Origin of the sequence: Aminipila luticellarii (genome assembly GCF_004103735.1) — a bacterium.
Lineage (GTDB): Bacteria > Bacillota > Clostridia > Peptostreptococcales > Anaerovoracaceae > Aminipila > Aminipila luticellarii.
The window spans coordinates 836,381-863,308 of the sequence record NZ_CP035281.1; the positions used below are offsets into that span (position 1 = coordinate 836,381).

A 26,928-nucleotide genomic window follows, 5' to 3' on the forward strand; every position below is an offset into this window, starting at 1 on the left:
AAACTTAATTTTCTTGTGAATACTGACATTGAATCAGTATATGTTTTGACACATACAAAATATAAGACTTCGGCACTAGTAAGGAGGATACGAATTGCGCAATATTAATGAATTAATCGGAATAATAAAAGGCATAAATTTTGATGGTATTATTAACGAAAAGGAAGTGGTGCGGCTTCAATCCTGGGTTGATAAGAATCGTAACCTTGCATATGAAGTTCAGCAGGTGGAGCTAATTAAATTAGTGGATGAAGTGTTGGAAGACAGTTTTATCACTGATGAGGAGCGAGATTTGATGCTCCGCTCTTCTGAACGATTTCTTAAGAAAACCATGGATAATTCCACAAGAATTTATGAACTTAATGGAATTATAGAGGGCATTATTTGTGATGGAGAAGTTAATGAACAAGAAGTGTACCGTTTAAAAGCTTGGATGGATGCCTATGGTAATTGTATTAAAGGGTACAAATCAAGTGAATCACTCTGCAATATTATAAAAGCTATTTTAGCTGATGGAATTGTAACAAAGGCAGAACAAGAGCAGTTGCTGCAAATGTTGTCAGTAAAAATAAGTAGTTCTCAATTTGAAACCAAGCTAGAATACTTGCGAAAACTAGTAAAATCTCGAAATAATATAGGTATTGATTTAATAGATATTCTGGATAATAAAGGTGCAATGGATGAAATACATAGACTTGCAGAAGCACAGCTAAAAAATACATTAAATTCTTATACAGTAAGCTTCGTTAGTGATAGTGAAATTGTATTTATATCCCTAGTTCTAATTGCAATGTTGAAATACGATGGCAATTATTATGATAATGTACAGACAACTTATACAACGCTATATCGTTTGTATCCTGAACAGAAGATTGAAGGTCTTATTAGAACCATATTAAATCGATACAGAACAGGCGAAGAAACAAGAACCAGCAGATCACGTATTATTAATGTGGTTTTAGCTAATGCAATTGTACCAAGTCATTTTCTTACACCATTTTTTGAATTTATATATGATATCTATAAGCTTAATTTTGAATATGCATTAGTGGAAGATTTATATGGAGAATTTAAGTTTGTATATGAAGGGCTACAATCTCATATGTTGTCAGATGGAGATGATATACAATTAAACGTTACCAAGAAGACGTACAAGCTGATTAGATCAACCAAAAGATTGATTGCAAATGATAGGGATATGGAATCAGCCATCAGGCTAAGTATGATTATTGTAAGGCTGATAGATAAGAAAATCTGGAATAAGGAAATAAAAATTAATAACCCATATTTGAAGGCAGGATATGAGGGATGGCTTGCAACATTGAAGGCTGATATCTCTGACAAAAAACACGGCAGGATGCTTTCTGATATTCACTCTCGTTGGGAGCCCAAATATCTGTTGAATAATAATGAAATACATATTGTGCCACCAATTCATAAGGTAAAAGCTGAATACAACTATCGTGATATCAAGGTCGTTGTACTGAATGGAAAAAAAGAAATTTATGTAAATGCTGAACCTGATATACGAGAAATTATTGGAGGATATCAGATTAGCATTAGCCAAATTAATATTGAAGAACCACTCGGAAGGATATCATATAAACTAATGGCTGGCAAAGATGTTATTTATGATAGCAAAGATAAACTATATCGAAATGTGATTGTTTTTGATACGAATGGAAATGAAATTCAAAATAATAGTGATTATTCAGGAACATCAGTATTTTGCTATAAAAATGAACATAAGAAGCTAAAAGCTTTTTATAATTGCAGCTATTACAAACTAGCATCACAAAATGTAAGATTAGGTTCTGCATATGTAATTGAGGATACAATTTTTAACTTTTCATCATTGATTAAACCAGGCATATTTGGGGAGGAATATTCAAATCATTATCTTGTAGAAGTGAAGTCAGAAAAAAAGATACTTGTTTATAAGCATGTAAAGTTCCTTGTGTTTGAAAGTGAAAATACATCATTATCTTTTGAAATTGTACTTGACGGAAAATCGTATGGACTGAGTAAATTTAATTACACAATTACAGAAAGAGAAGGTGTTAATAAATATGTTGTCGATCTAGAAATTAATGAGTCAGGAATACATTCTATTTGTGTGTATCAGTTGGCAAATGGAAAGAAAGTAAAACTATGGTTATTTGATTTTGCTTTAGATAAAGCATTAGAAGTTGATGAACTAAAATTGGATGACGAAAGATATATGGTTAGTGTTAAAACTGATATGTGTGCTGCTGTCATTAATGCAGAAATCAATGTGAGTGACTTTTCAGAGGATCTTATAAAAATTGAATGTAATCAAGGCGAATATATATATTGTATTCCGTTTAATTTTGAAATATATAGGATAGAAGGCTCAAGTTGGAAACCAATGAATCAAGCACTATGGATTGGTGATATTACACAGGAAAGTATTTTTAATATCTATGGTACAGAAGTTAATAAACTACAGGTATATGCTAGTACAGGAGAACCTTTAGATGAAGTAATAAAGTTAAAAAGTAAAGGTGTATATCAACAAGTGCCGATTGGATTTATTATGTCATATAAATCTTCTTATGATTATATTCGTCTAATATTTTTGCTTGATGGTATAGAAAAGAAGGAGATACTCTGCTATAACCGTTGTATTTTGGATGAGAGTGAAACGGATATTATTTTTGACTCTGTTAATAAGATACTAGATGTTTCAACAAGCTATTATGGGCAAGGTCAGGTGTTTTTCTCAATGTACAATACTTTAGGAGAGCAGGTTTATAAGAGTGATATTATTGAAAACGGAAGGACTGAACGTATAGTTGGATTAAGGTCCTTCGAGAAGTATAGTATATGTTTTTATGAAAAGGTTAAAGGTATTTCACTTAAAAAAGATCGTCTGATGCAGCAGTATGAAAAAGTCTTCTATGCATGGGAGGATTTCATAGGTCACTCCTTCAAAATTAGGGAAGTATATTTTGATCAATTTGTCAAAGGCAAATTTTTACGTAGGAACCATTATTTCAACACAACTTATGTAAGATTCATAAGTAAGAAAGATGAAGATTTATATATGGGAGATGTGTTTGTAAAGACCGGTAAAGGAAAGTATTTGCTATATTGCATAAATCCTGTATCAATAGAGATATGTAGCGAAGTACTTGATGAGACAATAGAGTTATCTATGACAAAAGATGGCGATGGCTTATTTTTAGATTTTGAGAAACATGAAATAAAAAATACCTTGTATGATGACTCTGCGACGGATATTTTTTCTTACATAATTGATATGAATGAGGTGGAGTAGATTGCGCAAATTAAATTCGATTGAAAGATCAAAATATATAAACGATAGATATAAAGATTATCTGAGGTCTTCCTTCAAATTTGGAAATGGGAAACTGCAGAAACTTTTTGAAGATCGGCTGAACAGTGAGGTACTGTTCAAAGGTCCATATGTAGATTTAAATCTTCCATTTCAGAGAGGGCATTGCCTCAATGAGCTTATGGATGAGGGAGTGGTTTGTAAGTCTTTTTCTAAGTTAGGTGATATCAATTTTGAGAGATCCCTGTATTCACATCAGGAAGAGTCAATCCGCAGGATTGGTGCAGGTAGAAGTGCAATTATTACCACCGGTACAGGATCAGGAAAAACAGAAAGTTTTCTTTATCCCATTCTAAATGAACTGATGAGTGACATAGAACAAGGAAATAGAGAGGTTGGGATTCGAGCAATTTTTTTATATCCAATGAATGCATTGGTAAATGATCAAATTGATCGTGTTAGGAAAATATTAACTCAGTGCCCAGACATTACATATGGATTCTTTACAGGTGACACGAAAGAATCTGTTGCAAAGAATTATAGGGTAAAGTATGGTGAAGAAAATGATACTTTTATCCCAGACAATGAACTTGTATCCAGAGAGGAAATAAGGGAGAATCCTCCACATCTTTTATTTACGAACTATTCTATGCTGGAATATTTACTTATCAGGCCAAATGATTATGCAATATTTGAACCAAACATATTGAACAATTGGAAATATGTTGTTTTGGACGAAGCCCATTCTTATTATGGATCATTGGGAATAGAGCTTTCTTTATTAATGCGAAGATTGACAGGTCTGGCTGAAAAGAAACCAAGATTTATACTTACCAGTGCTACATTAGGAGAACAGGGGAAGTCTGAAAAAGAAATTGTGGATTTTGCAAGAAGTCTTACCTCAGCTACTTTTGAGGTTGAAGATATTATTTTTTCAAAGAGAATTCTACTACAAGCATCAAGCATTCAATATAGGGTTGATGGTACTGATTATTTGCAAATAAAAGATAATATCGATAATTTGGATACAGTAAACCAGCTTTGCACGAAGTATTTAAAGATTCCTGTAACAGATATTCGAACCTGCTTATATGAACTTCTTGCTAGAGATGGAAATGTTTTCAGAATTTATAATTTCTTAAAGAATGAAAGTAAAAATTTTAATGAGATACATAAGGAAGTTGGTGACACTTTGTCAACAGAGCAACTTATTGTACTTATTGACTTAATTAATCTGGCCGAAAAGAATGGTATTGGATTATTTGATTTAAAATACCACTCTTTTGTTAGGCCACTATCAGGGGCGTATATAACATTAGGAAATGAACAACGATTAGGTCTTACAAAAACAAATATGATCGAGGGGTTAAAAGCATTTGAAGTTGGTAATTGCAGGTATTGTAGTTCACCATATATTATTGGAAAAATTCAGCATAATGAAGTGGATCAGCTTGATTATTTGTTCCAAAATAAAGAAATTGATATTTACGAGAACTATGGAAATAATGAATTTGTAAAATTAGATTATTTCCTCATGGAAAATGCTGTAAACGAGGAGAAAACAGATAAGTCAATTTTAAAAGAATTTACAGTTTGCTCAAAATGCGGTGCAATTCATCCAGCTGGCAACTTAAATGCAAAAAAATGTGGATGTGGTGATGAATTCAAATTTATTATTTATAGAGTAGTTCAATCCAAGGATGATGAAGGTGAAACAGTATTTAATAATATTAACCAGTGCCCATGTTGTGGACATAAAGGACAGTCAGGTGTAGTTAAGAGTCTGAACCTTGGTAAAGATGAAGGAACCTCTTTAATTGCACAGATTTTGTTAGAAGCTATTGACGAGGGAGAATTAGAGATAAAACAACCTGGAAAACTGTCTTTGAAAATGAATACTAAAAAGGAAACTGTAACAAAAAATGCAAAAGTAAAGCAATTCTTATCTTTTTCAGATAGCAGACAGCAGGCAAGTTTTGCAGCAGCCTTTTTGGATTCGAATCAGGTAAGACTGCTGCAAAAACGCTTGATATGGGAAATTATTGAAGAACAAAATTATAGAGATATTCCAATTGATGAGCTAGCGGCTTTTTTGACATCAATAATTAAAACAAAAGATTTGTTCCCAAATGATTTGACTACACATAAGAATGCCTGGATTGCGCTACTTATAGATTTACTTCGTATTGATGGTGCATATGATGGAGAAGGTTTGGGATTATATTATTTTGATCTGGACCTCTCGGATATTATGGACAACATTGATGAAGAAGATGTAGAGGAAGCTTTTGGAAAGTATAATATCAATAAAACTGAGTTAGAAACAATTATTCAGGTAGTGTTTGGTGTTTTTAAACTAACACCGGCGATTAACTATGTAAAATCTACTTTGACTCCAGACGAAAAAATGGAGTATTTGGAATATAGAAGATTTGACAATTATGTCATGTTTAATAGCCCTAAGGCGATTAAGAATACTAGAAGTTTTTTGCCGGTAAACGGCAAAGAGAATATGGTTGTGAGATATATAGAACGAGTTTGCGCTTGTGATGATACAGAAGCTAAAGATGTTTTGAATATTATCTTCAATAATTTGGCAGTGGAAAGTGGTCTGCTGAAGAAACACGATACCAAGGATGCATATCAGATAGATGTTAGTCAGTATTGTATAAAGAATTATAGAAGATCCAAGTATTATCAGTGTTCAAAGTGTGGACGGTTAACGCCTTATAATGTACATAATGTATGTGTTCAGGACAAGTGTGATGGCAATTTGAGTGAAGTGGATCCTGATGTAGCTTTTGCAACGAATTATTATAGGGAACAGTATAAACATAAAAAAATTGAAAGTATTGTAGTTAAAGAACATACTGCACAATTAGATAGAAAAACAGCAAAGAAATATCAGTTAGATTTTAAGAATAAAAAAATCAATATTTTAAGTTGTTCTACTACTTTTGAAATGGGTATCGATATTGGTGATTTGGAAACAGTATTCATGCGAAATGTACCGCCTACACCAGCCAACTATGTACAGAGAGCAGGTCGTGCTGGAAGGCGTAAAGAGAGTGCTGCATATATACTCACTTATTGTGGCACTGGTTCACATGATTTTACATATTTTATGGCACCAGAGAAAATGATATCAGGAGTTATAAATCCTCCGTATTTTAATGTGTTGAACAAGAAAATTATTGTACGTCATTTGATGACAACTTGTTTAGGATTCTTCTTTAGGCAGAACCCAAGTTATTTTAACACAATTAATGGTCTTGTTTTTGGTGACGGAGTTGAACGATTTAAGGAGTATGTAGCAAATCATCCTGAGGACTTGAATTGCTATATTAATGAAAAAATTTTACCTGAAAGTGTCTATGCAGAATATCATAATTTCAAGTGGTTTGATGAAATGAATGGAAATGATGAGAAGATGGAACATTTTGTCGAAAGTATAAGAGATATAGCAAAAGAATATGAGGAAGCAAAGAAACACGCCTTAACAGAAGAGAAATACCAAGAAGCAGATTATTATGCAAGACAGATTGAAAAGCTTCATAAAGAAAAAGTGATTGATTCATTATCAAAATACTGCGTTATTCCTAAGTATGGATTCCCAGTTGATGTCGTTGAGTTACAAATTTACAAAGAAGGTGTTTTAGATAATAGATATGATTTGAATCGTGATTTGAAGATTGGATTATCGGAGTATGCACCTGATTCGGAAGTTATTGTAGATGGGAAAAAATATACATCGAAATATATTTCCTTACCAAAAGCATCACAGTTTCCGCGCCATTATTTTTGTACTTGTCCTAATTGCAAGAAAATTAATGTTTATGTTAGTACACGAACAGCTAGCAAATGCAAGTACTGTGGAGAATCAATTGTAGCAGAGCGGTCAGAGTTTTTTATTGAACCAATCAACGGTTTTAAAACTGGTGTTACAAAAGAAAGTACACGTATGAAGCCAAAACGTTCTTATGCAGGAGAGGTATCGTATCTTGGTGGTGGCATTAAGGATGAGAATCGCCTTGAAATTGGAAAAGCGTTCACGATAGAAACTAGTACAGATGATGAACTTCTTGTTATGAATAAATCTGGGTTTTATATGTGTCCAATATGCGGCTACAGTGATATTATGAAGAGAAAAGTTATTACACCTGAATTATTAAAGAAGCATAAGAATTTTAGACAGTTTGATTGTCAGAATGAAAATTTAGAACAGCTAAAGCTTGGTCATAGATTCCAGACGGATGTAGCACGATTTACGATTCCACTTCTAGATTCAATAGATGTGACAAGCTATTCTAGGGCGTTGTCATTTATGTACGCTTTTCTGGAAGGTGTAAGCAATGCTCTTGGCATAGAAAGAAATGATATTGATGGTATTTTGGAATTAAACCTGGAAGAACATAGTTATGATATTCTATTATATGACAATGTGCCAGGTGGTGCAGGGCATGTAAAGCGACTTATGAATAAAGCTGCAATTATCAATTCACTTCGTTCAGCGCATAATAAGGTCTCGCAGCAGTGCTGTGATGAAAATACATCCTGCTATAATTGTTTGAGAAATTATTATAACCAGGCGCATCATAGCAGACTTCGAAGAATTTATGCAAAAGAAGTTATTGAAAAAATATTATGTGAAATAGGCGTATGAGTTTTAGAATATGATAGTATCTCCTTTTTATCAGAGGGTATGATTAAACAAATTACGAAAATCTTAATAAAAATTGTATTGCAAAATATTAAAAAAATGATATTTTATAATAAAATTTAACATTTTCGAGAAAAAATGAACACGAACCGGAAAGTTTGCAGATTCTATTTAAAAAAATTGAATAGTGATACATTTTTAAAAATTAAAATATAAGAAAAATAAGGACATCTAGATGTCCTTATTTCGTTTTTTGGACATAACAAAAAAATTATTATATAATATAAAATTTTAAAATGCTTAATCAATTGGTCCAAACTTATTTTCCTAAAAATTAGGAAAATATTGGGTGAAAATAATATTTAGTCCAAACTTATTTTCCTAAAAATAAAAAATTGAATATAAGTTTAATACTTCTGTGATATGTTTAGTCCAAACTTACTTTCCCACTGTCATTTATTGTGAATAGGTAAATGAAAACCTTCAGACAGATGTAAGAAATTACTTCGTTTGGAGGTTTTATTATGGCCGGCTGATGACAATTATCACTACTAAGTAGGAACAGTTTAAAATATTAAATTTTAATTTGTGAAAAATTCGACATATTATAACAATCGCTTATGATATACTGTGTATGCAAAGTTATGCAGTATTTGCTTTTTAAAAAGCTGTCTAGTTTATTTAGCCGATTCATCCGTTATTGTAAAAAATAAATTCTGTAAAGGAGACAAAGTGTGAAAAAAAGAATTTTAGGTTTGTTTTTAGTTGTTATAATGATAATGGGAAACAGCTCAATGGTTTTTGCCGGAGTTATTGAAGAATCTACACCTATTAATAATGTAAATGGTACTAGTACAGTTTTAACAACAGACAATACGACTTTAAATGTGGACACAGAATATAAACTGCTTGATTACTAGGAGGATAAAGCACCATGAAACACACAAAAGTATTAGGGTACACATTAATTGGGTTAAGCATTTTTATTACGTTATTATTCCTATTTAATACTAATTTAATACGCTCTGAATCGTATATTCTTGCAGTAGATGGATATATAATTTCAAAAAATCTTATAACTATTTTTTTACTTTTTAGCCTTTCACAACTAGGCTATCATCTGTTAAAAAAATAGATGACAATAGGCCTGAATCGGCTACAATAAATTAATACTATATATCAACCTATTTACTCTTGAGAAATTGCAGTTTTCTCAAGAGTATTTTTATAATACCTAAAATACATAAAAAAAAATTGAAATATAATATATAATATTTGCTGTTATAATGATATGTAAAGTTGTAATTTTCTATACTGAAAGGATGTGGCTCTATTGGATCTTGTTGCCGCTTTTATCATGACATTTTTACTGCTAGTAATCTGTGCATTTAAGGGAATCTTTCTTGCGTATCCTTTAGCTGCCGGAATAATTTTATTTTTTATAGTTGCATGGAGAAGAGGATATAGTTTTAAAGATATATTTAATATGGCATACAGAGGGGGAAAAAAATCTTATGTAGTGATAAGAGTTTTTATTATGATCGGAGCTCTTATTCCCATATGGACAGCTTCCGGTACGGTGCCGGCTATCGTTTATTACGGAATAGAATTAATTAAACCCAATCTGTTCATTTTATCGTCATTTTTAATCAGTTGTTTTGTATCCTTTTTAATAGGAACATCGGTTGGAACCTCCGGCATTGTCGGAGCAGCTCTAATGGTTATTGCGAAAAGCGGCGATGTGAACTTAGCAGCTGCGGCCGGAGCAATCATTGCAGGCGCTTATTTTGGTGACAGGTGTTCCCCTGTTTCTTCAAGTGCCAGCTTTGTTGCCTATATAACGGAAACCAATATATATGACAACATCAAAAGCATGTTTAAGACAAGCATCATTCCATTTGCAATTTCAGTGGCTTTTTATACGGCAGTGTCACAAAGGTATCTTCTTCACGGGCGGACAAACATTATGCATGATCTGATACTCAAGGAGTTCAACCTGAATTGGGTTGTATTGATTCCTGTGCTTGTCGTTTTCATTTTCTCAATATTTAGGGTGGACATTAAAAAGTTAATGCTGCTAAGTATAATTGCGGCATTTATAATCAGTATTACCGTGCAGCATCAGACCGTATTAAGCTGTATAAAGTTTATAGTGTTCGGGTTCAGCATGGATGACTCAAGTCCTCTTCATCCCATAATAAAAGGCGGCGGAATCATTTCTCTTCTCAAAACAGCTTTAGTCGTATTTTTGGCCTCCGCTTTTGCAGAAATATTGGAAGAGGCTGAGATACTCAGCAATATAGAACGGATTACTTCAAATGTGAGTTCCAGATATGAAATTTTCAGAAATGTATTCATTACAAGTCTGTTTGGAGCAATTATAGGATGCAGTCAGACTTTTGCGGTAATGCTTACCTATATGCTGAACAAGAAAGGATACGAAAAAAACAAACTGGATAATTCCTATGCTGCCATGGATCTCGAGAATACAGCTATAATGGTATCGGCACTGGTCCCGTGGAATGTAGCGATGCTTACTCCGATGACGATATTAGGCACAAATTCGGCCTGTATACCGTATTTGACATACATATATATGATTCCTCTATGGAATTTGCTCTATTTAAAATTGCGAGAAAATATCGTTAAGAAGATCGATTGTGTTTAAAAATCCGGTATGTTAAACTATAAACAGTTTGATGGTAGAGGAGATATAAATGGATAAGACTAATAGTTTTATAGCGGCAGAAGATGGCAAAATTATTTTTTTAGGAAGAAAAGTATTATCTTATTTAAACTTAAAGACGGACAGGGTTTTTGCATATCCTGATGGGACTTTTAATAAAGGCGATCTGGTTTTATACATTGATTTTAACTGCGGACAATTAATACCGCAGGAAAAGAAGCTTCTCCCTAAAATCGGAATAGACCAGGTAAAGCCCCAACTGATTAGTGTAGGAATTTATGACAATGAAGAAATACAATCCGTACAGAAAAGTATAGATAAAAAGATTCACGAGAGTAAAAACGTGTCGATAGATACGATCTTTAACTGTAATAGAATAATGGTTTCATATAATCCGGCAGATTGGAGTATCCATATTACGGTAAATAACCAACGTTTTAATTTTTGTATGGGAGCTCAAACGAATGCTCTTTTTTGCTTTAATGATGACGGAATAAAGTATTTTAACTACAGTAAAAATCATAGGATATTGGGGCTTGAAAATGTTTTAAATGGTCAGCCTTATTTAGGCTATTCCCAAATTCAGGATTATTCTATGGTAGACATAAAGGAGACGGATATTTTTCAATCCTCTTTTGTGTACGCATTACATGAAGCAAGAAAACATCAAGCATTTATGGCCGTAAAGGATAGTGACAAACATTTTTATATTTTTGCCAATAAGATTAAGATAAGAGAAAATTTTTTTTATCAGTATTATATCGGGCAAAAGCAAGATTTTCTGGTGTGCATGAGTTCTGCAACCAATTACTATAGGGCATTAGTCAAATCAGAGTATTCCCTGAGTAATAATACCTTAGCTTCCGGATTCAGATTATGGGGGCAGGACAGTGCTCTGGTGAAGATCAAATCCCTGCTGCAGAAAGCCTGTGTTACCAGCATCACCATACTGCTTACAGGAGAAAGCGGCACAGGAAAGACCTTCCTGGCAAAAGAGATTCATCAGAATAGTAAGCGCAATAAATTTCCTTTTATCCATGTGAACTGCGCGGCTATTCCCTATCAGCTTATTGAAAGTGAACTTTTCGGATATGAAGAAGGTTCTTTTACAGGGGCCAAAAAGGGCGGGAAAAAAGGATATTTTGAATTAGCTCAGAACGGTACTATTTTTTTGGATGAGATCACCGAAATGCCCTTGTCGCTGCAGGGGAAGCTATTGGAAGTTATTCAGAACAAGACCTTTTACCGGGTCGGAGGCTCTGAAAAAATAAATATTAATGTCCGATTTATTGTGGCAACTAATAGAAATTTGAAAAAATTAGTAGAAGAAAAACAGTTCAGAGAGGATTTGTATTACCGAATCAATGTATTTCCCGTGGAACTGCCGCCGTTAAGAAGCAGAAAGGATGCTCTGATTGAGATTATAAATGATGTCCTTCCTGAAATTTGTGAGAATATCGAGATCGAACCACTGATGGTGAGCAATCAGGCGATGGAAAAGCTGAGAAAGTACAGATGGCCGGGAAATATTAGAGAGCTTGAAAATGTTTTGGCTAAAGCTGCCATTATGTGTGACGGAAAGATAATTTTACCGGAAGACATTGAATTTCAGGAGGACGAGGATGCAGAAATAGATGAAGATGACACAGTTTGCGGAACGTATAAGAAACAAAAAGAGTTTTATGAAAAAAAGATTATACAGGAGGCTTTAAAGAAGTATAACGGTCAAAGAATTAAAACTGCAGAATATTTGGGCATCGGAAGAACGAACCTGTTTGAAAAGATAAAAAAATATGGACTGGAAGAATTTGAGAGTAATCCGGAGGAATAAAAGAGTTATGATACTGAACAAAATTGAAGACAGGCTGGAAAGTCTAAAGGGCAATATTGGAATAGATTACATTGATTTGACCACAGGGATGGGATGTTTTGCGGGAAACTGTGATCTTTTTCCTTCTTCCGGTATCGCTAAATTAATGGTCCTTATAGAAGTTTTTAATCAATTGGAATCAGGGAAGCTGAACCAAGAAGATAAGTACATATTAAAAAAAGCGGATTCGGAATACTATAAAGGGCTGCAGATCGAAGAGCCTACTTATGGTGTGCTCAGCTTTCTTCACGAAGGTCTGGAGCTCAATGTACGTGATTTATACAATTTAATGATTACAATCAGTGACAACGTAGCTTTCAATATATTATTAAAAATGGTGCAAAAGGATAATATAAATCAAACATTAAGAAAAAACGGGTTTAATGATACGGTTATTAACAGAGCCTTTTTTGATTGGGATAAGATAAATGCGGGCATTGACAATTATCACTCAGTAAAAGAGGTGGCGGATATGTTCAGAAAATTATATTTGGGACAGCTTATTTCAAATAAGGCTTCCGGCCAGATGCTGGAGCTTCTTAAACGCCACCAGCGAACCAATATTATCCCTTACTATTTCAGTGAAAAACTCAGTATTGCCCATCAGACGGGGTTTGATGAAAATCTCATACATGATATGGGTATCGTTCTTTCGGAGAGGCCATTTGTACTTTGTATGAGTGCCAGCAATGTAGATACCCGAAAGGCCGAAAGTGTAATGCGAGATGTGGCACTGATTTGCTTTAACCATTCAAAGTCTTTATAAGAACTGAATTTTAGTAGAAATTGAAACAGAAGTTAAAAGCCGTGTCTGCTGATTTGCTGCGGACACGGCTTTAAGAAAGTTAATCTATTCATGATAAAGCCTCTTTTATATGGGATAATCCAGAAAGGGTGTAGGGGGTGTTTTTTTATCATAAAAGTGCCACCATTCACGGTCATAACCTTCAAAGCCGACTTTTTCCATAACCTTTTTCAAATATAATGCATTTTCTCTGCCCTTCTCTGAAATATCGGGACAAGACAGGCTTGCTTTTTCTGTAAAATCATCAAATCCGGAAGGCATTTCTAATTCATTTCCGTTTTTATCTACCAAGGTGAGATCTACACAAAGACCGTTCAAATGAGTAGCTCTAAAGTTTTTTAAGGTATGCATGTCCGGCGGGATTGCCACAAAATCTGGGTCCGGTAATACTTCAAAGAATTTCTTTTGAGCTCGAATGGGCCGATATGCATCCCATATTTTTACGGAGTAACCGTCTGATTTAAAAATATTTTTAGCTTCAATTAAGAGCTTCGCCGTATTTTTATTTATATAGCATTCACCTGATTCGTAAATGATCCGACCAGTAAAGTTATCCGGCGTAGCATATTTTAATTCAATAATAAAGTCTGAGTCTAAGTCCAATAGTCTGATCAAATCTCCTTTTTTTTCCATTAAAGTACCTCCATGTTGTGATATATATTGTATTAAAGCAAAGATTATGCCAAAATGGGTTTTTGGAGACGAGTAAAGCATGAACCGGTAGCATGAGTTATGTAATATTCCAACATTTTATTTCTAATTACTATACATATAAGCAAGCTTGCAAACTTGAGAACAGGACAGAAAAAAAGTTGTGTATTTTGAAGCTTTATTAAAAAATACTGCTAAAATAGAAAGAACCGTATAAATGATGTTCAAAAAAATGAACTGAATGTTATAAAAAGTGAACTTAAAGCTTGCAGATACAACACAATATATCGGGCATTTAAGAGATGACATGGGGTTACGCCGTATTTTATCCGCTGGCACAATATTTGCTTATATTTAATGGCAGATGCATCAAGTTTATATTATAAATCTGTCAGGGGGAAATAGTATTATATACAAGTTAAAATATGTGTATATGATCACTCAGAGTAAATGCTAGCTGATTCAGGAAAGAAGGGATTGATTTCTTGATTTTAAAATCATATTGAAAATGAATTGTGTTAAGGAGAGATAATCATGGAAAACAAATCAACAACTGTTGGAAATGGAAAATTCAAACGTGAGATCGGATTATTTGGCGGTATAAGCTTGGTCGCCGGCATGACAATCGGGTCAGGTATTTATTATCTTGGAAGCTATGTATTAGAGCGTACCCATATGAGCATGGGGCTGGCTCTGATATGCTGGATTATTGGCGGTATTGTATCCATACTGGGCGGGCTCTGTTTTGCCGAGCTTGGAGCCTCTATGCCTGTACAGGGAGGTATGACTACATATCTCAGCAGAGCCTATAATCCTGCGGTTGGGTTTATTAATGGATTCTGTTTATTCTTGGCAAACGGATCCGGCTCTATTGCGGCATTGGCAATAGCTTGTGTGACTGTCTTTGCCGGTACGTTTGCAATAGGGGAAATGACGGTAAAGATCTTAGCAATCATTATAATAGTATTGTTTACGGCACTGAACCTGCGAGGCGTTAAATTTGCGTCTTTGTTTCAGAATTTTACAATGGTCGTCCGAGTCATACCGATTATTCTTATTATTGCCCTAGGCCTTGCCTTAGGAAATGAAACACCAGATTTGAGCTTTGTTCCGGCAGGCAACAGCACAGGCTTTACTTTTGGAGGTATGGTTACAATAATTGCCTATGCGACCTTTGCTTCTTTATGGGCATATGAAGGCTGGACGAATTTGAATACCGTAGCCGAAGAAATGAAGAATCCCAGAAGAGATCTTCCTCTTTCTATTATTCTTTCTCTGGGCTTTATTATGATTATATATACTTTATTTAATTTTGCCATATATAAGGTTATTCCGGCTAATGAAATTACGGATATGATGAAAGCAGGAAATATTTATTTTGGCAATGAGGTAGCAAATCGGCTGATGGGCAATTTTGGATACTGGATTGTTTTGATCGGCATGGTAGTAGGAATCCTTGGAACGGTAAACGGAGATATTTTAACTTTTCCGCGTACCTATTATGCTATGGCAAAGGATGGCTATTTTCCAAAATCATTTGCCAAAATTAATCCTGTAACCGGTGTACCTTCTGCTGCTATCCTTGCATCTTCTGCTGTAGCGATTATCATGGTGCTACTGAGAAATTTAGAGCAGCTGACGGATCTGGTAATATTTACGAGTGCGGCTTTGAATACTTTAGCCATTTTCGCCGTTTTAATATTCAGAAAGAAATACCCGGATATGGAACGCCCTTATAAAGTATGGGGAGGACCCGTTACAGTTGCTGTTACTTTGATACTATTTGGCGTTCTGCTAGTGAATCAGCTGATCACCGATCCGATGAATTCCTTGATAGGGCTGGTAATCCCACTTGTTGGATATTTTGTATATTTGTATTTTAAAAAGGTAAACGGCGGAGCAGATTATACAGGAAAAAGTATAGAGTAGCAGTTAGAAAAAAGAAGGTTAAAAAATGAAAACAGTATTAATAAAAAATGGGCATGTAGTGGATCCTTTAAATGGTTTGGAGGAAGATTTGAATATTTTGATACGAAACGGTAAAATTGCTGATTTGACCCATGAGCTTCCTCAAGCCGATTGCTGCATTGACGTAAAAGGAAAAACGGTCTGTCCCGGATTTATCGATATACATATGCATGAGGATCCCTATGATCAGGAGAAGGGGTTATTGGATAAAAGCATTGCAAAATCAATGGCTCTAATGGGAGTGACAACGGCTGTCGGAGGAAATTGCGGAGATAATGTTATGGACCCTTCCCGGTATTTGGATATTTTAGACCGAGAAGGTACGGCAACCAATCTTGGGCTTTTAGCAGGCCACACTTTTATACGAAAGGCTTGCGGGAGAAGCGATAAGTATTCTCCCGTCAGTCAGCAGACCCTAGAGAAAATGTATCAGTATGGTGAAAGGTGTTTGCAAGAAGGTTGCTTTGGCATTTCCTTTGGGTTAAAATATGTACCGGGGACTTCCTGTGAGGAATTGACTAAAATGGCAAGCTTGTGCAATAGCGGTCACAAATTAATAGCTGCACATGTCAGGTATGATGTGGAGCGCGTATTCGAAGCGGTAAAGGAAATGGCAGATGTAGGAAAGCGATTAGAGCTGCCTGTCCAAATCTCCCATATAGGGAGTATGGGAGGATATGGGCAGATGAAAGAATTACTTGGGGATATAAGAAAATATCAACAGGAAGGGATTGATATAAAATGTGATTGTTATCCTTATGACGCTTTCAGTACGGCTATTGGAGAAACCACTTATGATGATGGATTTCTGAAACTGTATGATTCCGACTATAACAATATTTTGATTTGTGATGGGAAATATGCGGGAAAACGATGTACGAAAGCTATATTTGATGAATTGAGAGCCACGGCACCGGAAACCATGACGGTGGGGTACTTCATGAAGGAAGAGGATATCGCGCTGGCTATGCTGGAGCCTGAAATCATGGTAGCAAGTGATGGGATTCGAAATGGAGATCAGGGTCACCCACGTGCGGCTGGCACCTTCCCGCGATTTATTAATAAATACGTTAAAACAGGCAAGCTGCCTTTGATGGATGCCATTCGTAAAATGACAGAGATGCCGGCAAGCCGCTTGGGATTAAAAAATAAAGGTAATTTAACGATCGGATCCGATGCAGATATTGTGGTATTTAATTATGATACCATTGAGGATCAGGCGACTTATGAACAGCCTGCGCTTCCCCCTGCTGGCATGGACTATGTGCTGATAGGAGGAAAAGTAGCGGTGTCGGAAGGAAAATTGGTTTGTGATAGTCTGGGAAGAACGGTTAGGTGTAAATAACGGAAAAGAGTTCAGAAAGCATAGGAGGAAAGTTTTATGAGAGATGAAATAATAGAGAAAATATCGAAAGCGGACGGAAAAGTAGGGTTTTATTATAAAAATTTAGTTACCGGAGAAGAAATTAAGTTCAATGAAAATGAGACTTTTAGACCGGCAAGTGTTATAAAGCTGCCCATTTTTGCTGAGATATCACGACGTGACGCCCTAAAAACGGCGGATATGGCAGAAAAAATTGTGATTAAAAACAGTGAAAAGGTACCGAGCTGCGGTGCTCTAACGCTGTTTACGGATGAGCCGGCAGTAGATATCCGAACCCTCTGCAATTTAATGATTGCTATAAGCGATAATACGGCAACAAATGTTCTGATAAAAAGATTCGGTATAGAAGCCTTAAATGAAGGGTTTCGTATAATGGGCCTGGAAAAGACAAGGGTAAACCGGTTGCTGTTTGACATGGAGGCAGCGGCACAGGGGAAAGAAAATGTCGTTGTTCCCCAAGAGATTGGCAGGCTTTTAGAAAAAATCTATCGGAAAGAATTTGTGAATGAGGAAGTCTCTGAAAAAATTGCGGAAACATTGCTGGCTCAGCAAGTCAACCATAAGATTCCGGGAAGACTGCCTGAAGAAATTGGAGTGGCACACAAGACAGGGGATGATGATGGCATTACTAATGATGTTGGAATTGTATATGCAAAGGAACCTTTTGTAATTGTTTTTCTATCGAATGAAACGGATGTACCTGCATTTGAACAAATTATCCGGGATGTGACTTATCAATGTTGTCAATTGCAATAGGATATTTTAAGAGATTATAAATCAAATTCGGAAAATATAGAAATAGAGAAAAATATACAGTCAAAAGAATCCATAATAATGTTGAGGCAGAAATCCCGGCTAAAGGGACTTCTGCCTCAACATTTTTATTTGATACCATATTTTTTTAATTTATTATAGAAACAGGTTTTCCCAATTCCCAGATATTCAAAGGTCTTAATATAGTCCTGTTCATTTAATTTCAAAGCTTCAAGGATTACTTTTTTTTCATAAGCAGCCATCAATTTATCCAATGTTTTTTCGCGGATATCGATGCCTGCTGTATTTTCTGCCCGTTTCAGCATAAGATGTTCAGGATAGATGACTTCTCCTTCCGAAAGAACAAAGGCTCGTTCAATAATATTTTCTAATTCCCGTACATTCCCCGGATAGTTATAAGAAAGAAGCATTTTATTAGCCTGAACAGAGAGAACCTTATGTTCATCGAGAGAGGCATTATTTTTTTTCATATTATAGTCGATCAACTGGCTTATATCTTCTTTATGTCTTTTTAAGGGCTCTATATAAATGGGTAGAATATACAGCCGATAAAATAAATCTTCCCGAAAATGCTTATTCTTAATCTCATCTTCTAAATTTTTATTTGTTGCTGTAATAATTCTAACATCCACGTGAATTTCTGTATTTCCGCCAACTCTGTAAAAGGATCTCTTTTGTATGAACAATAAAAGCTTGGCCTGCATTTCTAGGGGCATATCACCGATTTCATCCAGAAAGACAGTTCCTTCATCTGCTATTTCAAAAATACCTTTTTTGCCATCCGGACGTGCTCCGGTAAAAGCACCATTTTCATAGCCGAATAATTCACTTTCTAGTAATTCTTTTGGTATAGCGCAGCAATTAATTTCTACAAAGGGAAATTTATTGCGTTTACTTTTTTCATGAATTTTTTTGGCGATAAAGGATTTTCCTGTTCCACTTTCTCCTAAAATAAGAATATTTGCATCACTGTTGGCGGCTTTCATTGCTACACGCTTAACTTCTTTCATAGATAGACTGCTACCAATGATTTCAGGAAATAAATCGTTGGTTTGATAGTGTCTTTTTAGATTTTCTAGTTCATTTAACACTGCATTTAATTCATTTTGATTTTTCTCTAGCATAGAAATATCAGACATTGTTAATAAGGCTCCACATCTTTCTTCCCCGATATTGACAGGATGAATGGAGGCCATTACAGTGAAACCGTTTATATTGCTCAATTTATTTTCAATATATCCGTCACAATTTCCTGAAGCACAGTTTACTAAATCAACTGTTAATGAATTTTCTGCATGAAAGCTGTAAATGTTTTTTCCTTCTACGTCTAGATTAAACATACCATCTTTTTTCTTGAAAGGAATGCCGCACATGATATCAAACAGAGATTCTTTTCTCGCCGTGTACCCTTTTATCTGATAAAAAGCAAGTTCCTTATTTCTTATAATAACTACGTTGGCAATATTTAGAATATAATTTAATTTGTATTCTTTGCTGTCTACGCAAATGGTAGTTTCTTTATTATAATAATCAATGGCACAGTATAATTTTTGTCCGTCCATATTGCATTTAAGTTCATGCGCTTTGTTGTCATTATATTCAATTACTGAATAATGAACGGAATTCTTTACATCTTTTTTGCCTATATATAAAAGGCCTTTCTTTTCTAAAGGCTTATCATATTTAACCCCATATGCTTTTAGGATTTTTGTATTTAAGCCTCCATCATCCTCTCCAACTGAAGTATCTGCAAATAGTAAAATATCTTCTGATTCCAATTTGCCAGCCTGATGGGAGGTTGCATTATAACCGGTGAGACCAAGAATTTCTTTTGCTTTAGAATTGTATTTTATAATTGTACCATTTTTGTCAATCAAAATAACCCCTTCGAAAATATATTCCTCGATTGAAATACTGTCTAAATCTTTATACATCGTGTATTCCTTTCCTTCAGTTCCTATTTTGATATGATTATAATTAATATACTTTAAAAGAAAAGAAAAAACAATACATTTCTCTATCAATGAAATCTGTTCACATATATGAACAGATTTCACTATTGTGAACTTATCATTTTTTTTGCACGATCTAATTTTGCCATTCAGCCTTGAAAACACTGGACGTAAGCCGAATGTATACAAAAGAATTATTTTGGCATAAAAATTGCTTTTTATATTATCGATTAAATAAGAGAAGAATCTCTTAACATTATTACAGGAGGTATAAAAATGGATTCTAAAACGGAAAGTAAAGAAATGCAAAGAAGTCTGAAACCAAGGCATATGGTCATGATTTCCATTGGCGGAGCAATCGGAACAGGGTTATTTGTAGCAACGGGAAGTTCTCTTAGTACTGCCGGACCCGGAGGGGCGATAGTAGCCTACGGAATTATTGGTATCATGGTTTATTTTCTTATGACAAGTCTTGGGGAGATGGCCACACATCTGCCCGTTGCCGGCTCTTTTGAAACGTACGCAACCAGGTATGTAGATTCGGCTCTTGGTTTTGCACTTGGCTGGAATTATTGGTATAACTGGGCTATTACGGTGGCATGTGAACTGGTTGCAGGGGTTATTGTTATAAAGTTTTGGCTGCCGGATGCGTCCGAATTATTAATTTGCGTATTATTTTTAGCTCTTTTATTTGGGTTGAATTATTATTCAGCCAGATCCTATGGGGAAAGCGAATTTTGGTTCGCAGGGATTAAGGTAGTCACCATTATTATCTTTCTTGTTGTGGGCATATTAATGATTCTGGGGGTTTTAGGCGGTCATTCACCCGGATTCTCCAATTGGACCCTTCAAGATGCTCCTTTTGTGGGGGGATGGGCATCCCTTGTAAACATTTTCATGGTGGCAGGATTTTCATTCGGAGGCGTTGAAATCGTGGCCGTAGCTGCCGGCGAAAGTGAAGACCCGAAAAAAAATGTACCGAAAGCGATTAAGACCATATTCTGGAGAATTATGCTCTTTTATGTTGGGGCAATCATTGTTATTGGCTTTTTACTGCCTTACACAGATCCGAATCTGTTGAAGGGAGATATTGATAATGTGGCTGTCAGTCCGTTCACTTTAATTTTTGAAAGAGCCGGGTTAGCAGCGGCCGCTTCTGTTATGAATGCGGTGATTCTTACCTCCATTCTTTCCTGCGGAAATTCATCACTTTATGTGTCTTCCCGTATGTTATATGCTTTAGCTAGAGAAGGGAAAGCGCCGAAGATATTCAGCAGGCTGAACAAACGCGGAGTTCCTGTTATATCCTTGCTGGCGACCACAGCAATCGGTGCGGTATGCTTCTTGACAACCAAAATTGGAGAAGGTACTGTATATGCATGGCTGGTGAATGCCGCAGGCCTGGCCGGATTTATTACCTGGTTCGGCATTGCTATCTGTCATTACAAATTTAGAAAGGCCTTTCTGGCTCAAGGACATGATTTGTCTGAATTGCAGTTCAAAGCAAAATTCTATCCCTTTGGACCAATCTTTGCCATGGCGTTATGCATCATTGTAATTCTAGGACAGAATTATGCAGCTTTTCTCGGCGGAACAATAGACTGGAAGGGCATTTTGGTATCCTACATTGGTTTGCCTTTGTTCCTGATACTATATGTTGCTTATAAAATCATTAAGAAAACAAAGATCATAAAACCAGAAGACGCTGATTTATCCGGGGTTGAGGAATAGAGTATCAGAAGAAAATAATAAAACGCGTTTATTAAATTTATTACATAAGATCAAAGCTTACATATACGAAAATATATTAGGAGGAATAGTATGATATCAGAAATAAAAAATAATGTTTTGTATGTAGATGGATGCAATACAATCGAATTAGCAGAAAAGTATGGGACTCCATTGTATGTATACTCTGAGAATGCCATTGTAAAGGAATGCAGAAAATTACAAGAATGTTTCTTGAATAAGTATGAAAATACCAGAGCTGCTTATGCGGCAAAAGCTTTTTCCTGTATAGCTATGTGCAGAATTATAGAAAGAGAAGGTCTGTGTCTGGACGTGGTTTCCGGCGGAGAACTCTTTACCGCGATAAGAGCAGGGTTTCCGGCAGAAAGGATTGAATTCAACGGAAATAATAAACTGAAAGAAGAATTGGAACTTGCGATTGACTATGGGATCGGAAGAATTATCGTGGATGGTCTGCAGGAATTAAATTTAATTGAATCCATATGCAGACAAAAAAATAAGACTATGGATGTTCTTTACCGAATTACGCCGGGGGTGGACAGTCATACTCACAATTACATTACGACGGGTAAAAAAGATTCTAAATTTGGAATCCCACTGGATGATGATGTTATCTATCCTGCCGTTGAAGCGGCTATCAATAGCTCTTATGTGAACTTTAAAGGAATTCATTTTCATGTGGGCTCTCAGTTATTTGACAATAAATCTCATTTACTGGCGTTGGAAACGGTGCTTCAGCTAGTGAAAAATATTAAAGAACGGTTCAATTATGATGTGACAGAATTAAATGTCGGAGGTGGATTTGGAGTTACTTATACAGATGAAAAACAAAAATCATATGAGTACTTCTTAGATCCCATTATGGAAAGAATCATTGAATTTTCTCAAAAAATGAACATAAAAAGACCGGCAGTAGTAATTGAACCTGGCAGAAGTGTGGTGGCAGAAGCCGGAGTCACGTTATATAAAGTGGGAAGCATTAAAGATATTAAAGGGATTCGAAAATATGTTTCTGTGGACGGCGGCATGACAGATAATATCCGCCCGGCTTTATATCAGGCAGCGTACAGAGGAGCTCTTGCAAATAAAATGAATGAGCCTGCTGACCATACGATTACCGTATGCGGTAAATGCTGTGAATCCGGTGATATATTAATTAAAGACGGTCAATTTGCGGAAGCACAGGCAGGAGATATTCTGGTGATTTTCACAACAGGAGCTTACGGTTATTCCATGGCAAGTAATTATAATAAAAATCCTGTTCCGGCAGTTGTGCTTGTTAAAGATGGTAAGTCCACAGAAATCATCCGCAGACAAAGCTATGAAGATATCATTAGCAGGGAGTCAACGGAGGAACTTTGGTAGGTGAGAATATGCTTAGACAATATATTGATGAAAAATTAGGCTTGCTGAAAGGTCATACCGGCGTATATTATAAAAATTTAATAACGGGGGAGACCCTTTTGACCAAAGGGGAAGATCAGTTCCTGGCAGCCAGTGTGATAAAAATATGGGTTATGGCCGAAGCTTTTTATCAGATACGAGAAGGAAAAATAAAAAGAGAGCAAAAGATCCTTTTATGCGACTCTGATAAAATCCCGGAGGGCGGAATGCCGGACTACTTGGCTCAAAAAAAACAAGGTGTTTTATCAGATGACATGTTTCCGGAAAGCGGAGTCCTTAATTATCTCCATAGCGGAATTCCCTTTACTGTAGAGGATCTATATAAGCTTATGATCGTCATCAGTGACAACACGGCAACCAATATGCTGATTCGTTTATTGGGAATAGATAAAATCAATGAGTTTATTGCATCCCTTCACATGAGTAAGACTCGATTGAACAGGCTTCTTTTCGACACGAGCAAAGAAAAGGAGAACACCATTTCTCTTGAAGAGGCTGGAATTTTTCTGGAAAAAATCTATAGAGGTGAAATGATTTCTCCGGAAGCAAGCCGGGAAATGTGTGCGATTTTGCAGAACCAGCAGGCTAATTTTAAAATACCTTTTTTTCTGCCTCAGATTCCCATAGCTCATAAAACGGGTGAAGATAACGGCATAACCAATGATGTAGGAATCGTATACGGCGAGGTGCCTTTCATTCTATGCTTTGCTGCAAATGATGCGGATGTTCCAAGTGCAAATCAAGCTTGTCAGGAAATCGCAAGAGCGGCATATCGATACAGTCTGGGTATGGAACGTTTATCAGAAAGCTGATAGGTAAAATAAAATAAACATCTATTCGAAAGAGGAAGAAGACTCAATAGAGGAATCATCCTCTTTTTGATTGGAGAAAATCTTCGGTATGTCTACAGCCGGCTGGGAACTTTTAACTTATATCCTTTACTGTTTTGTAGAAAATTGGTATAATATAAATTGGTTTATACTAGAAAAAAAGGAATAATAAGATGAATCATAGCATAAAAAGAAAAACTTTAGTATTTATAGTATTAAATTTAATTTTTACCACCCTTCTTTTGACAGGATGCAGCTCCTCAGAAGAAAATAAAATTAATGAATTAATAAAAATGGACGATAATCATTATAGGATAGAAATTGCAGAGGACAACAGTCTGGTCATAAGATTGCCGGAAGGAAGGCCCAGAGTGCCGCAGCTGCAGTGCGCCGGGGCAGATGTGGTTCAAGCTATGTTCCCGGACGGATGCAAGGAGGCTCTGGCAAAAATCTATACCAAGGATCAGTATTACGCGGTTCGTTTCATAAAGGAGGCTTCTCTGGGATTTGAACTTCAATATGATGATCGGTATAAATTCATACCCAAAACCATAACCGCTACAGGTTTTTCCAGCAGCAATCCGAATGTGGCTCAGGTGGATGACCTTGGAAATGTTAAAATTGTAGGCGTTAGTGACGACGGAGCCGTTATCACGGCAACAGATGGACAGCATGAAGAAAAATTAACGATAAGCAGAACGGTCCGAGCCCCTCTGGACATTTATTTTATAACGGGACAGAGCAATGCTTCTTATTACTATGCAGACCCGGCGCTGGCCACGGTGACAAAACCCGGAACCGCATATCATTACAGTGAGCTGGCCGGAGGGGTTCAAATCTGCTCCATGAATGATGAAAGCGGCGCCATGCAGCGTGGAAATCTGGAAGCGTCTTTCGGAAAGACCCTGTATGATTTGACGGGAAACAAGGTCTTGATGGTCAATGCGGGTGTCAGCGGTCAGAAAATAGAGACCTTTGTACCGCTGAACGGGCAATCGTACCAGTATATCAGCAAGGTCTGGCAGATCGTACAACGATATGTTAACGACGAGACCTTTTTAAATCATTATGAACCCCATATAAAAAGCTACATTTGGGCGCAGGGAGAATCCGATCCGGATTTGGATATCGGGGTATATAAAAACGATTATATGAAGCTTCATGAAATGCTGACAAGCTCAGACTATGGATTTAAATACGGATTTATCATAAAGGTGCGATCCATTTTTCCGAATCCGTCAGAAGCACAGGAAGAACTGGCCAGTGAGAATGAGGATATTGCCATAGCCACCAGATCTTCCGATCATTTTACAGTAGAAAATGGCAAAATGCGGTTTGACGACCTGCATTATTCCCAGATCGGAGATAACCTGCTGGGGGAAGAGACGGCTCGAACCATTGTCAAGGCATATACGGAGGGAATGGATTCCGTAACGGGGAATTATTAAACGAATTGGTAAAATAATTCATTATTTTTTATGAAAAGCGCATAATATGAACATGAATAATATATATGATAAAAAACAAAGAGCAACTTTAATTGTGGTGATAGTGACCTCTTTTATAACGACCTTTACCGGAAGCGCATTGAATTTGTCCGTGCCGGCTATCGGCACTGAATTTCAGGTCAGTGCCGGTCTGGTAGGCTGGATCGTGACCTCCTACATGCTGGCATCAGCAGCTTTTTCTGTACCTTTTGGGAGGGTGGCGGACATTACATCCAGAAAGAAAGTATTGGTAACCGGTATTTTAATTTTTGCCCTATGCTCCCTTGCCGCTGCTTTTGCTTGGAATATGAAAATCATTTTAGCCTTAAGGGCTCTTCAAGGGTTTGGGGCTGCCATGATTTTCAGTACCAATATAGCTGTCCTAATCAGTGCCTTTCCGGAAAGTACCAGAGGTAAGGTTCTGGGATATTCTACGGCATCTACTTACATCGGGCTTTCGGCGGGACCTGTTATAGGAGGCTTGTGCAATCATTACTTTGGATGGCGTTCCATTTTTATATTGACCTCCGTAGTTAGTGCCGCTGTATTTTATATGGCGGTAAGAGGACTTCCCAAGACGGAGAAGAAAAATGAAAAAATAGATGTTGATATTGCCGGAAATGTGTTGTATATCGCAATGATCCTTTGCCTTTTATACGGATTGTCTGCTTTTTCCACAAATCTTCTGGCGAAGGTCTTACTGCCGATAGGGGCGGCTTCCGCCATACTGTTCGGAAGGCATGAACTGAAAACGGAGAATCCCATTGTGGAGTTAAGATTATTTACCCATAATTTAGCCTATACCTTTTCAAATATTGCCGCCCTGCTAAATTACGGTGCTACATTTGCAATCAGCTATTTATTGTCCATATATCTGCAGGTGGTCATGGGATACAGCTCTCAGACTGCCGGGATTATTTTGGTGGCACAGCCGGTGGTCATGGCGCTTCTGTCACCGTATGCGGGAAAGCTGTCGGACAGGATATCCCCTTTTAAGCTGGCATCCTTTGGCATGGGTCTATGTGCCGTTTGCTTGCTGTTTTTCTCCTTTTTATCGGAAAGCTTTCCGCTGTGGAGCATTATTGCGGTTTTGATGGTGGCCGGTGTTGGCTTCGCTTTTTTCTCCTCCCCCAACACCAATGCAGTCATGGCCTGTGTGGAGAAAAAAGATTACGGCGTGGCTTCGTCCCTGTTGGCGACCATGCGAACCATAGGGCATACTTCAAGTATGGCCACGGTTACTTTTGTGGTCGGAATGTATATGGGAAATACGGCTCTGGCGGAAGCAGAACCCTACGTGTTAATAAAGACGATGCATATGTCTTTTATTATATTTACAGGAATTTGTGCTATAGGAACCTTTTTTTCTTTAAAAAGGAAATAGTAAAC

At 36.3% G+C, this 26,928-nt stretch carries 16 protein-coding genes; 14 read left to right on the forward strand and 2 right to left on the reverse strand.

Going from position 1 to position 26,928, the window contains the following annotated elements; translation table 11 throughout:
- The first annotated feature begins 94 nt into the window (after positions 1-94).
- From EQM06_RS03885 to EQM06_RS03910, 6 genes are all read left to right on the forward strand, one after another.
- Positions 95-3,301, forward strand: coding sequence for a hypothetical protein (locus tag EQM06_RS03885; RefSeq protein WP_128745086.1), 3,207 nt, complete (start codon positions 95-97; stop codon positions 3,299-3,301).
- Position 3,302: 1 nt separating this feature from the next.
- Positions 3,303-7,982, forward strand: a complete 4,680-nt coding sequence (locus tag EQM06_RS03890; RefSeq protein ID WP_164914335.1) for a DEAD/DEAH box helicase — start codon at positions 3,303-3,305, stop codon at positions 7,980-7,982.
- 731 nt (positions 7,983-8,713) lie between these two features.
- The gene (locus EQM06_RS03895) at positions 8,714-8,899 is read left to right on the forward strand and encodes a hypothetical protein (RefSeq protein ID WP_128745088.1); all 186 of its coding nucleotides are present in this window, start codon (positions 8,714-8,716) and stop codon (positions 8,897-8,899) included.
- A gap of 413 nt (positions 8,900-9,312) precedes the next feature.
- On the forward strand, positions 9,313-10,647 hold the full coding sequence (locus EQM06_RS03900) for a Na+/H+ antiporter NhaC family protein (protein WP_128745089.1): 1,335 nt from the start codon (positions 9,313-9,315) through the stop codon (positions 10,645-10,647).
- 49 nt (positions 10,648-10,696) lie between these two features.
- Positions 10,697-12,496, forward strand: a complete 1,800-nt coding sequence (locus EQM06_RS03905; RefSeq protein ID WP_128745090.1) for a sigma-54 interaction domain-containing protein — start codon at positions 10,697-10,699, stop codon at positions 12,494-12,496.
- A gap of 7 nt (positions 12,497-12,503) precedes the next feature.
- On the forward strand, positions 12,504-13,301 hold the full coding sequence (locus EQM06_RS03910; protein ID WP_164914336.1) for a serine hydrolase: 798 nt from the start codon (positions 12,504-12,506) through the stop codon (positions 13,299-13,301).
- Positions 13,302-13,406: 105 nt separating this feature from the next.
- On the opposite strand, the gene EQM06_RS03915 is transcribed toward EQM06_RS03910, so the two are convergent.
- Positions 13,407-13,973 (reverse strand): M15 family metallopeptidase, encoded by a 567-nt coding sequence (locus tag EQM06_RS03915; RefSeq protein ID WP_128745092.1) that lies wholly within the window; start codon positions 13,971-13,973, stop codon positions 13,407-13,409.
- 552 nt (positions 13,974-14,525) lie between these two features.
- On the opposite strand from EQM06_RS03915, the gene EQM06_RS03920 reads away from it, so the two are divergent.
- The 3 genes from EQM06_RS03920 to EQM06_RS03930 are packed head-to-tail and all read left to right on the forward strand — an operon-like array spanning position 14,526 to position 18,099.
- Complete coding sequence (locus tag EQM06_RS03920) at positions 14,526-15,920, forward strand: APC family permease (RefSeq protein ID WP_128745093.1); 1,395 nt, start codon at positions 14,526-14,528, stop codon at positions 15,918-15,920.
- Positions 15,921-15,945: 25 nt separating this feature from the next.
- Complete coding sequence (locus EQM06_RS03925; protein ID WP_128745094.1) at positions 15,946-17,304, forward strand: amidohydrolase family protein; 1,359 nt, start codon at positions 15,946-15,948, stop codon at positions 17,302-17,304.
- A 36-nt stretch (positions 17,305-17,340) separates the two neighbouring features.
- Positions 17,341-18,099, forward strand: coding sequence for a serine hydrolase (locus tag EQM06_RS03930; protein ID WP_128745095.1), 759 nt, complete (start codon positions 17,341-17,343; stop codon positions 18,097-18,099).
- A gap of 125 nt (positions 18,100-18,224) precedes the next feature.
- On the opposite strand, the gene EQM06_RS03935 is transcribed toward EQM06_RS03930, so the two are convergent.
- Positions 18,225-20,051 (reverse strand): sigma-54 interaction domain-containing protein, encoded by a 1,827-nt coding sequence (locus tag EQM06_RS03935; RefSeq protein WP_164914337.1) that lies wholly within the window; start codon positions 20,049-20,051, stop codon positions 18,225-18,227.
- 294 nt (positions 20,052-20,345) lie between these two features.
- Here EQM06_RS03935 and EQM06_RS03940 point away from each other — a divergent pair, with 294 nt between their 5' ends.
- The 5 genes from EQM06_RS03940 (at position 20,346) to EQM06_RS03960 (ending at position 26,923) form a co-directional block, all read left to right on the forward strand.
- A complete protein-coding gene (locus tag EQM06_RS03940; RefSeq protein ID WP_164914338.1) occupies positions 20,346-21,800 on the forward strand; it encodes an amino acid permease in 1,455 nt (484 codons plus the stop codon).
- Positions 21,801-21,890: 90 nt separating this feature from the next.
- Positions 21,891-23,183 (forward strand): diaminopimelate decarboxylase, encoded by a 1,293-nt coding sequence (lysA, locus tag EQM06_RS03945; protein WP_128745097.1) that lies wholly within the window; start codon positions 21,891-21,893, stop codon positions 23,181-23,183.
- 8 nt (positions 23,184-23,191) lie between these two features.
- On the forward strand, positions 23,192-24,034 hold the full coding sequence (locus tag EQM06_RS03950; protein WP_128745098.1) for a serine hydrolase: 843 nt from the start codon (positions 23,192-23,194) through the stop codon (positions 24,032-24,034).
- Between the two features lie 191 nt (positions 24,035-24,225).
- Positions 24,226-25,500 carry a sialate O-acetylesterase gene (locus tag EQM06_RS03955; RefSeq protein WP_128745099.1) on the forward strand — a complete coding sequence of 425 codons (1,275 nt, stop codon included), beginning with the start codon at positions 24,226-24,228 and terminating at the stop codon, positions 25,498-25,500.
- Between the two features lie 46 nt (positions 25,501-25,546).
- Complete coding sequence (locus EQM06_RS03960) at positions 25,547-26,923, forward strand: MFS transporter (protein ID WP_230975016.1); 1,377 nt, start codon at positions 25,547-25,549, stop codon at positions 26,921-26,923.
- Positions 26,924-26,928 lie beyond the last annotated feature (5 nt).

Excerpts from the sequence above, each read along its gene's own strand:
- EQM06_RS03905 (WP_128745090.1), top strand. The coding sequence starts at position 10,697 with ATGGATAAGACTAATAGTTTTATAGCGGCAGAAGATGGCAAAATTATT.
- EQM06_RS03910 (WP_164914336.1), top strand. The coding sequence starts at position 12,504 with ATGATACTGAACAAAATTGAAGACAGGCTGGAAAGTCTAAAGGGCAAT.
- EQM06_RS03915 (WP_128745092.1), bottom strand. The coding sequence starts at position 13,973 with ATGGAAAAAAAAGGAGATTTGATCAGACTATTGGACTTAGACTCAGAC.
- EQM06_RS03920 (WP_128745093.1), top strand. The coding sequence starts at position 14,526 with ATGGAAAACAAATCAACAACTGTTGGAAATGGAAAATTCAAACGTGAG.
- EQM06_RS03925 (WP_128745094.1), top strand. The coding sequence starts at position 15,946 with ATGAAAACAGTATTAATAAAAAATGGGCATGTAGTGGATCCTTTAAAT.
- EQM06_RS03930 (WP_128745095.1), top strand. The coding sequence starts at position 17,341 with ATGAGAGATGAAATAATAGAGAAAATATCGAAAGCGGACGGAAAAGTA.
- EQM06_RS03935 (WP_164914337.1), bottom strand. The coding sequence starts at position 20,051 with ATGTATAAAGATTTAGACAGTATTTCAATCGAGGAATATATTTTCGAA.
- EQM06_RS03940 (WP_164914338.1), top strand. The coding sequence starts at position 20,346 with ATGGATTCTAAAACGGAAAGTAAAGAAATGCAAAGAAGTCTGAAACCA.
- lysA (WP_128745097.1), top strand. The coding sequence starts at position 21,891 with ATGATATCAGAAATAAAAAATAATGTTTTGTATGTAGATGGATGCAAT.
- EQM06_RS03950 (WP_128745098.1), top strand. The coding sequence starts at position 23,192 with ATGCTTAGACAATATATTGATGAAAAATTAGGCTTGCTGAAAGGTCAT.
- EQM06_RS03955 (WP_128745099.1), top strand. The coding sequence starts at position 24,226 with ATGAATCATAGCATAAAAAGAAAAACTTTAGTATTTATAGTATTAAAT.
- EQM06_RS03960 (WP_230975016.1), top strand. The coding sequence starts at position 25,547 with ATGAACATGAATAATATATATGATAAAAAACAAAGAGCAACTTTAATT.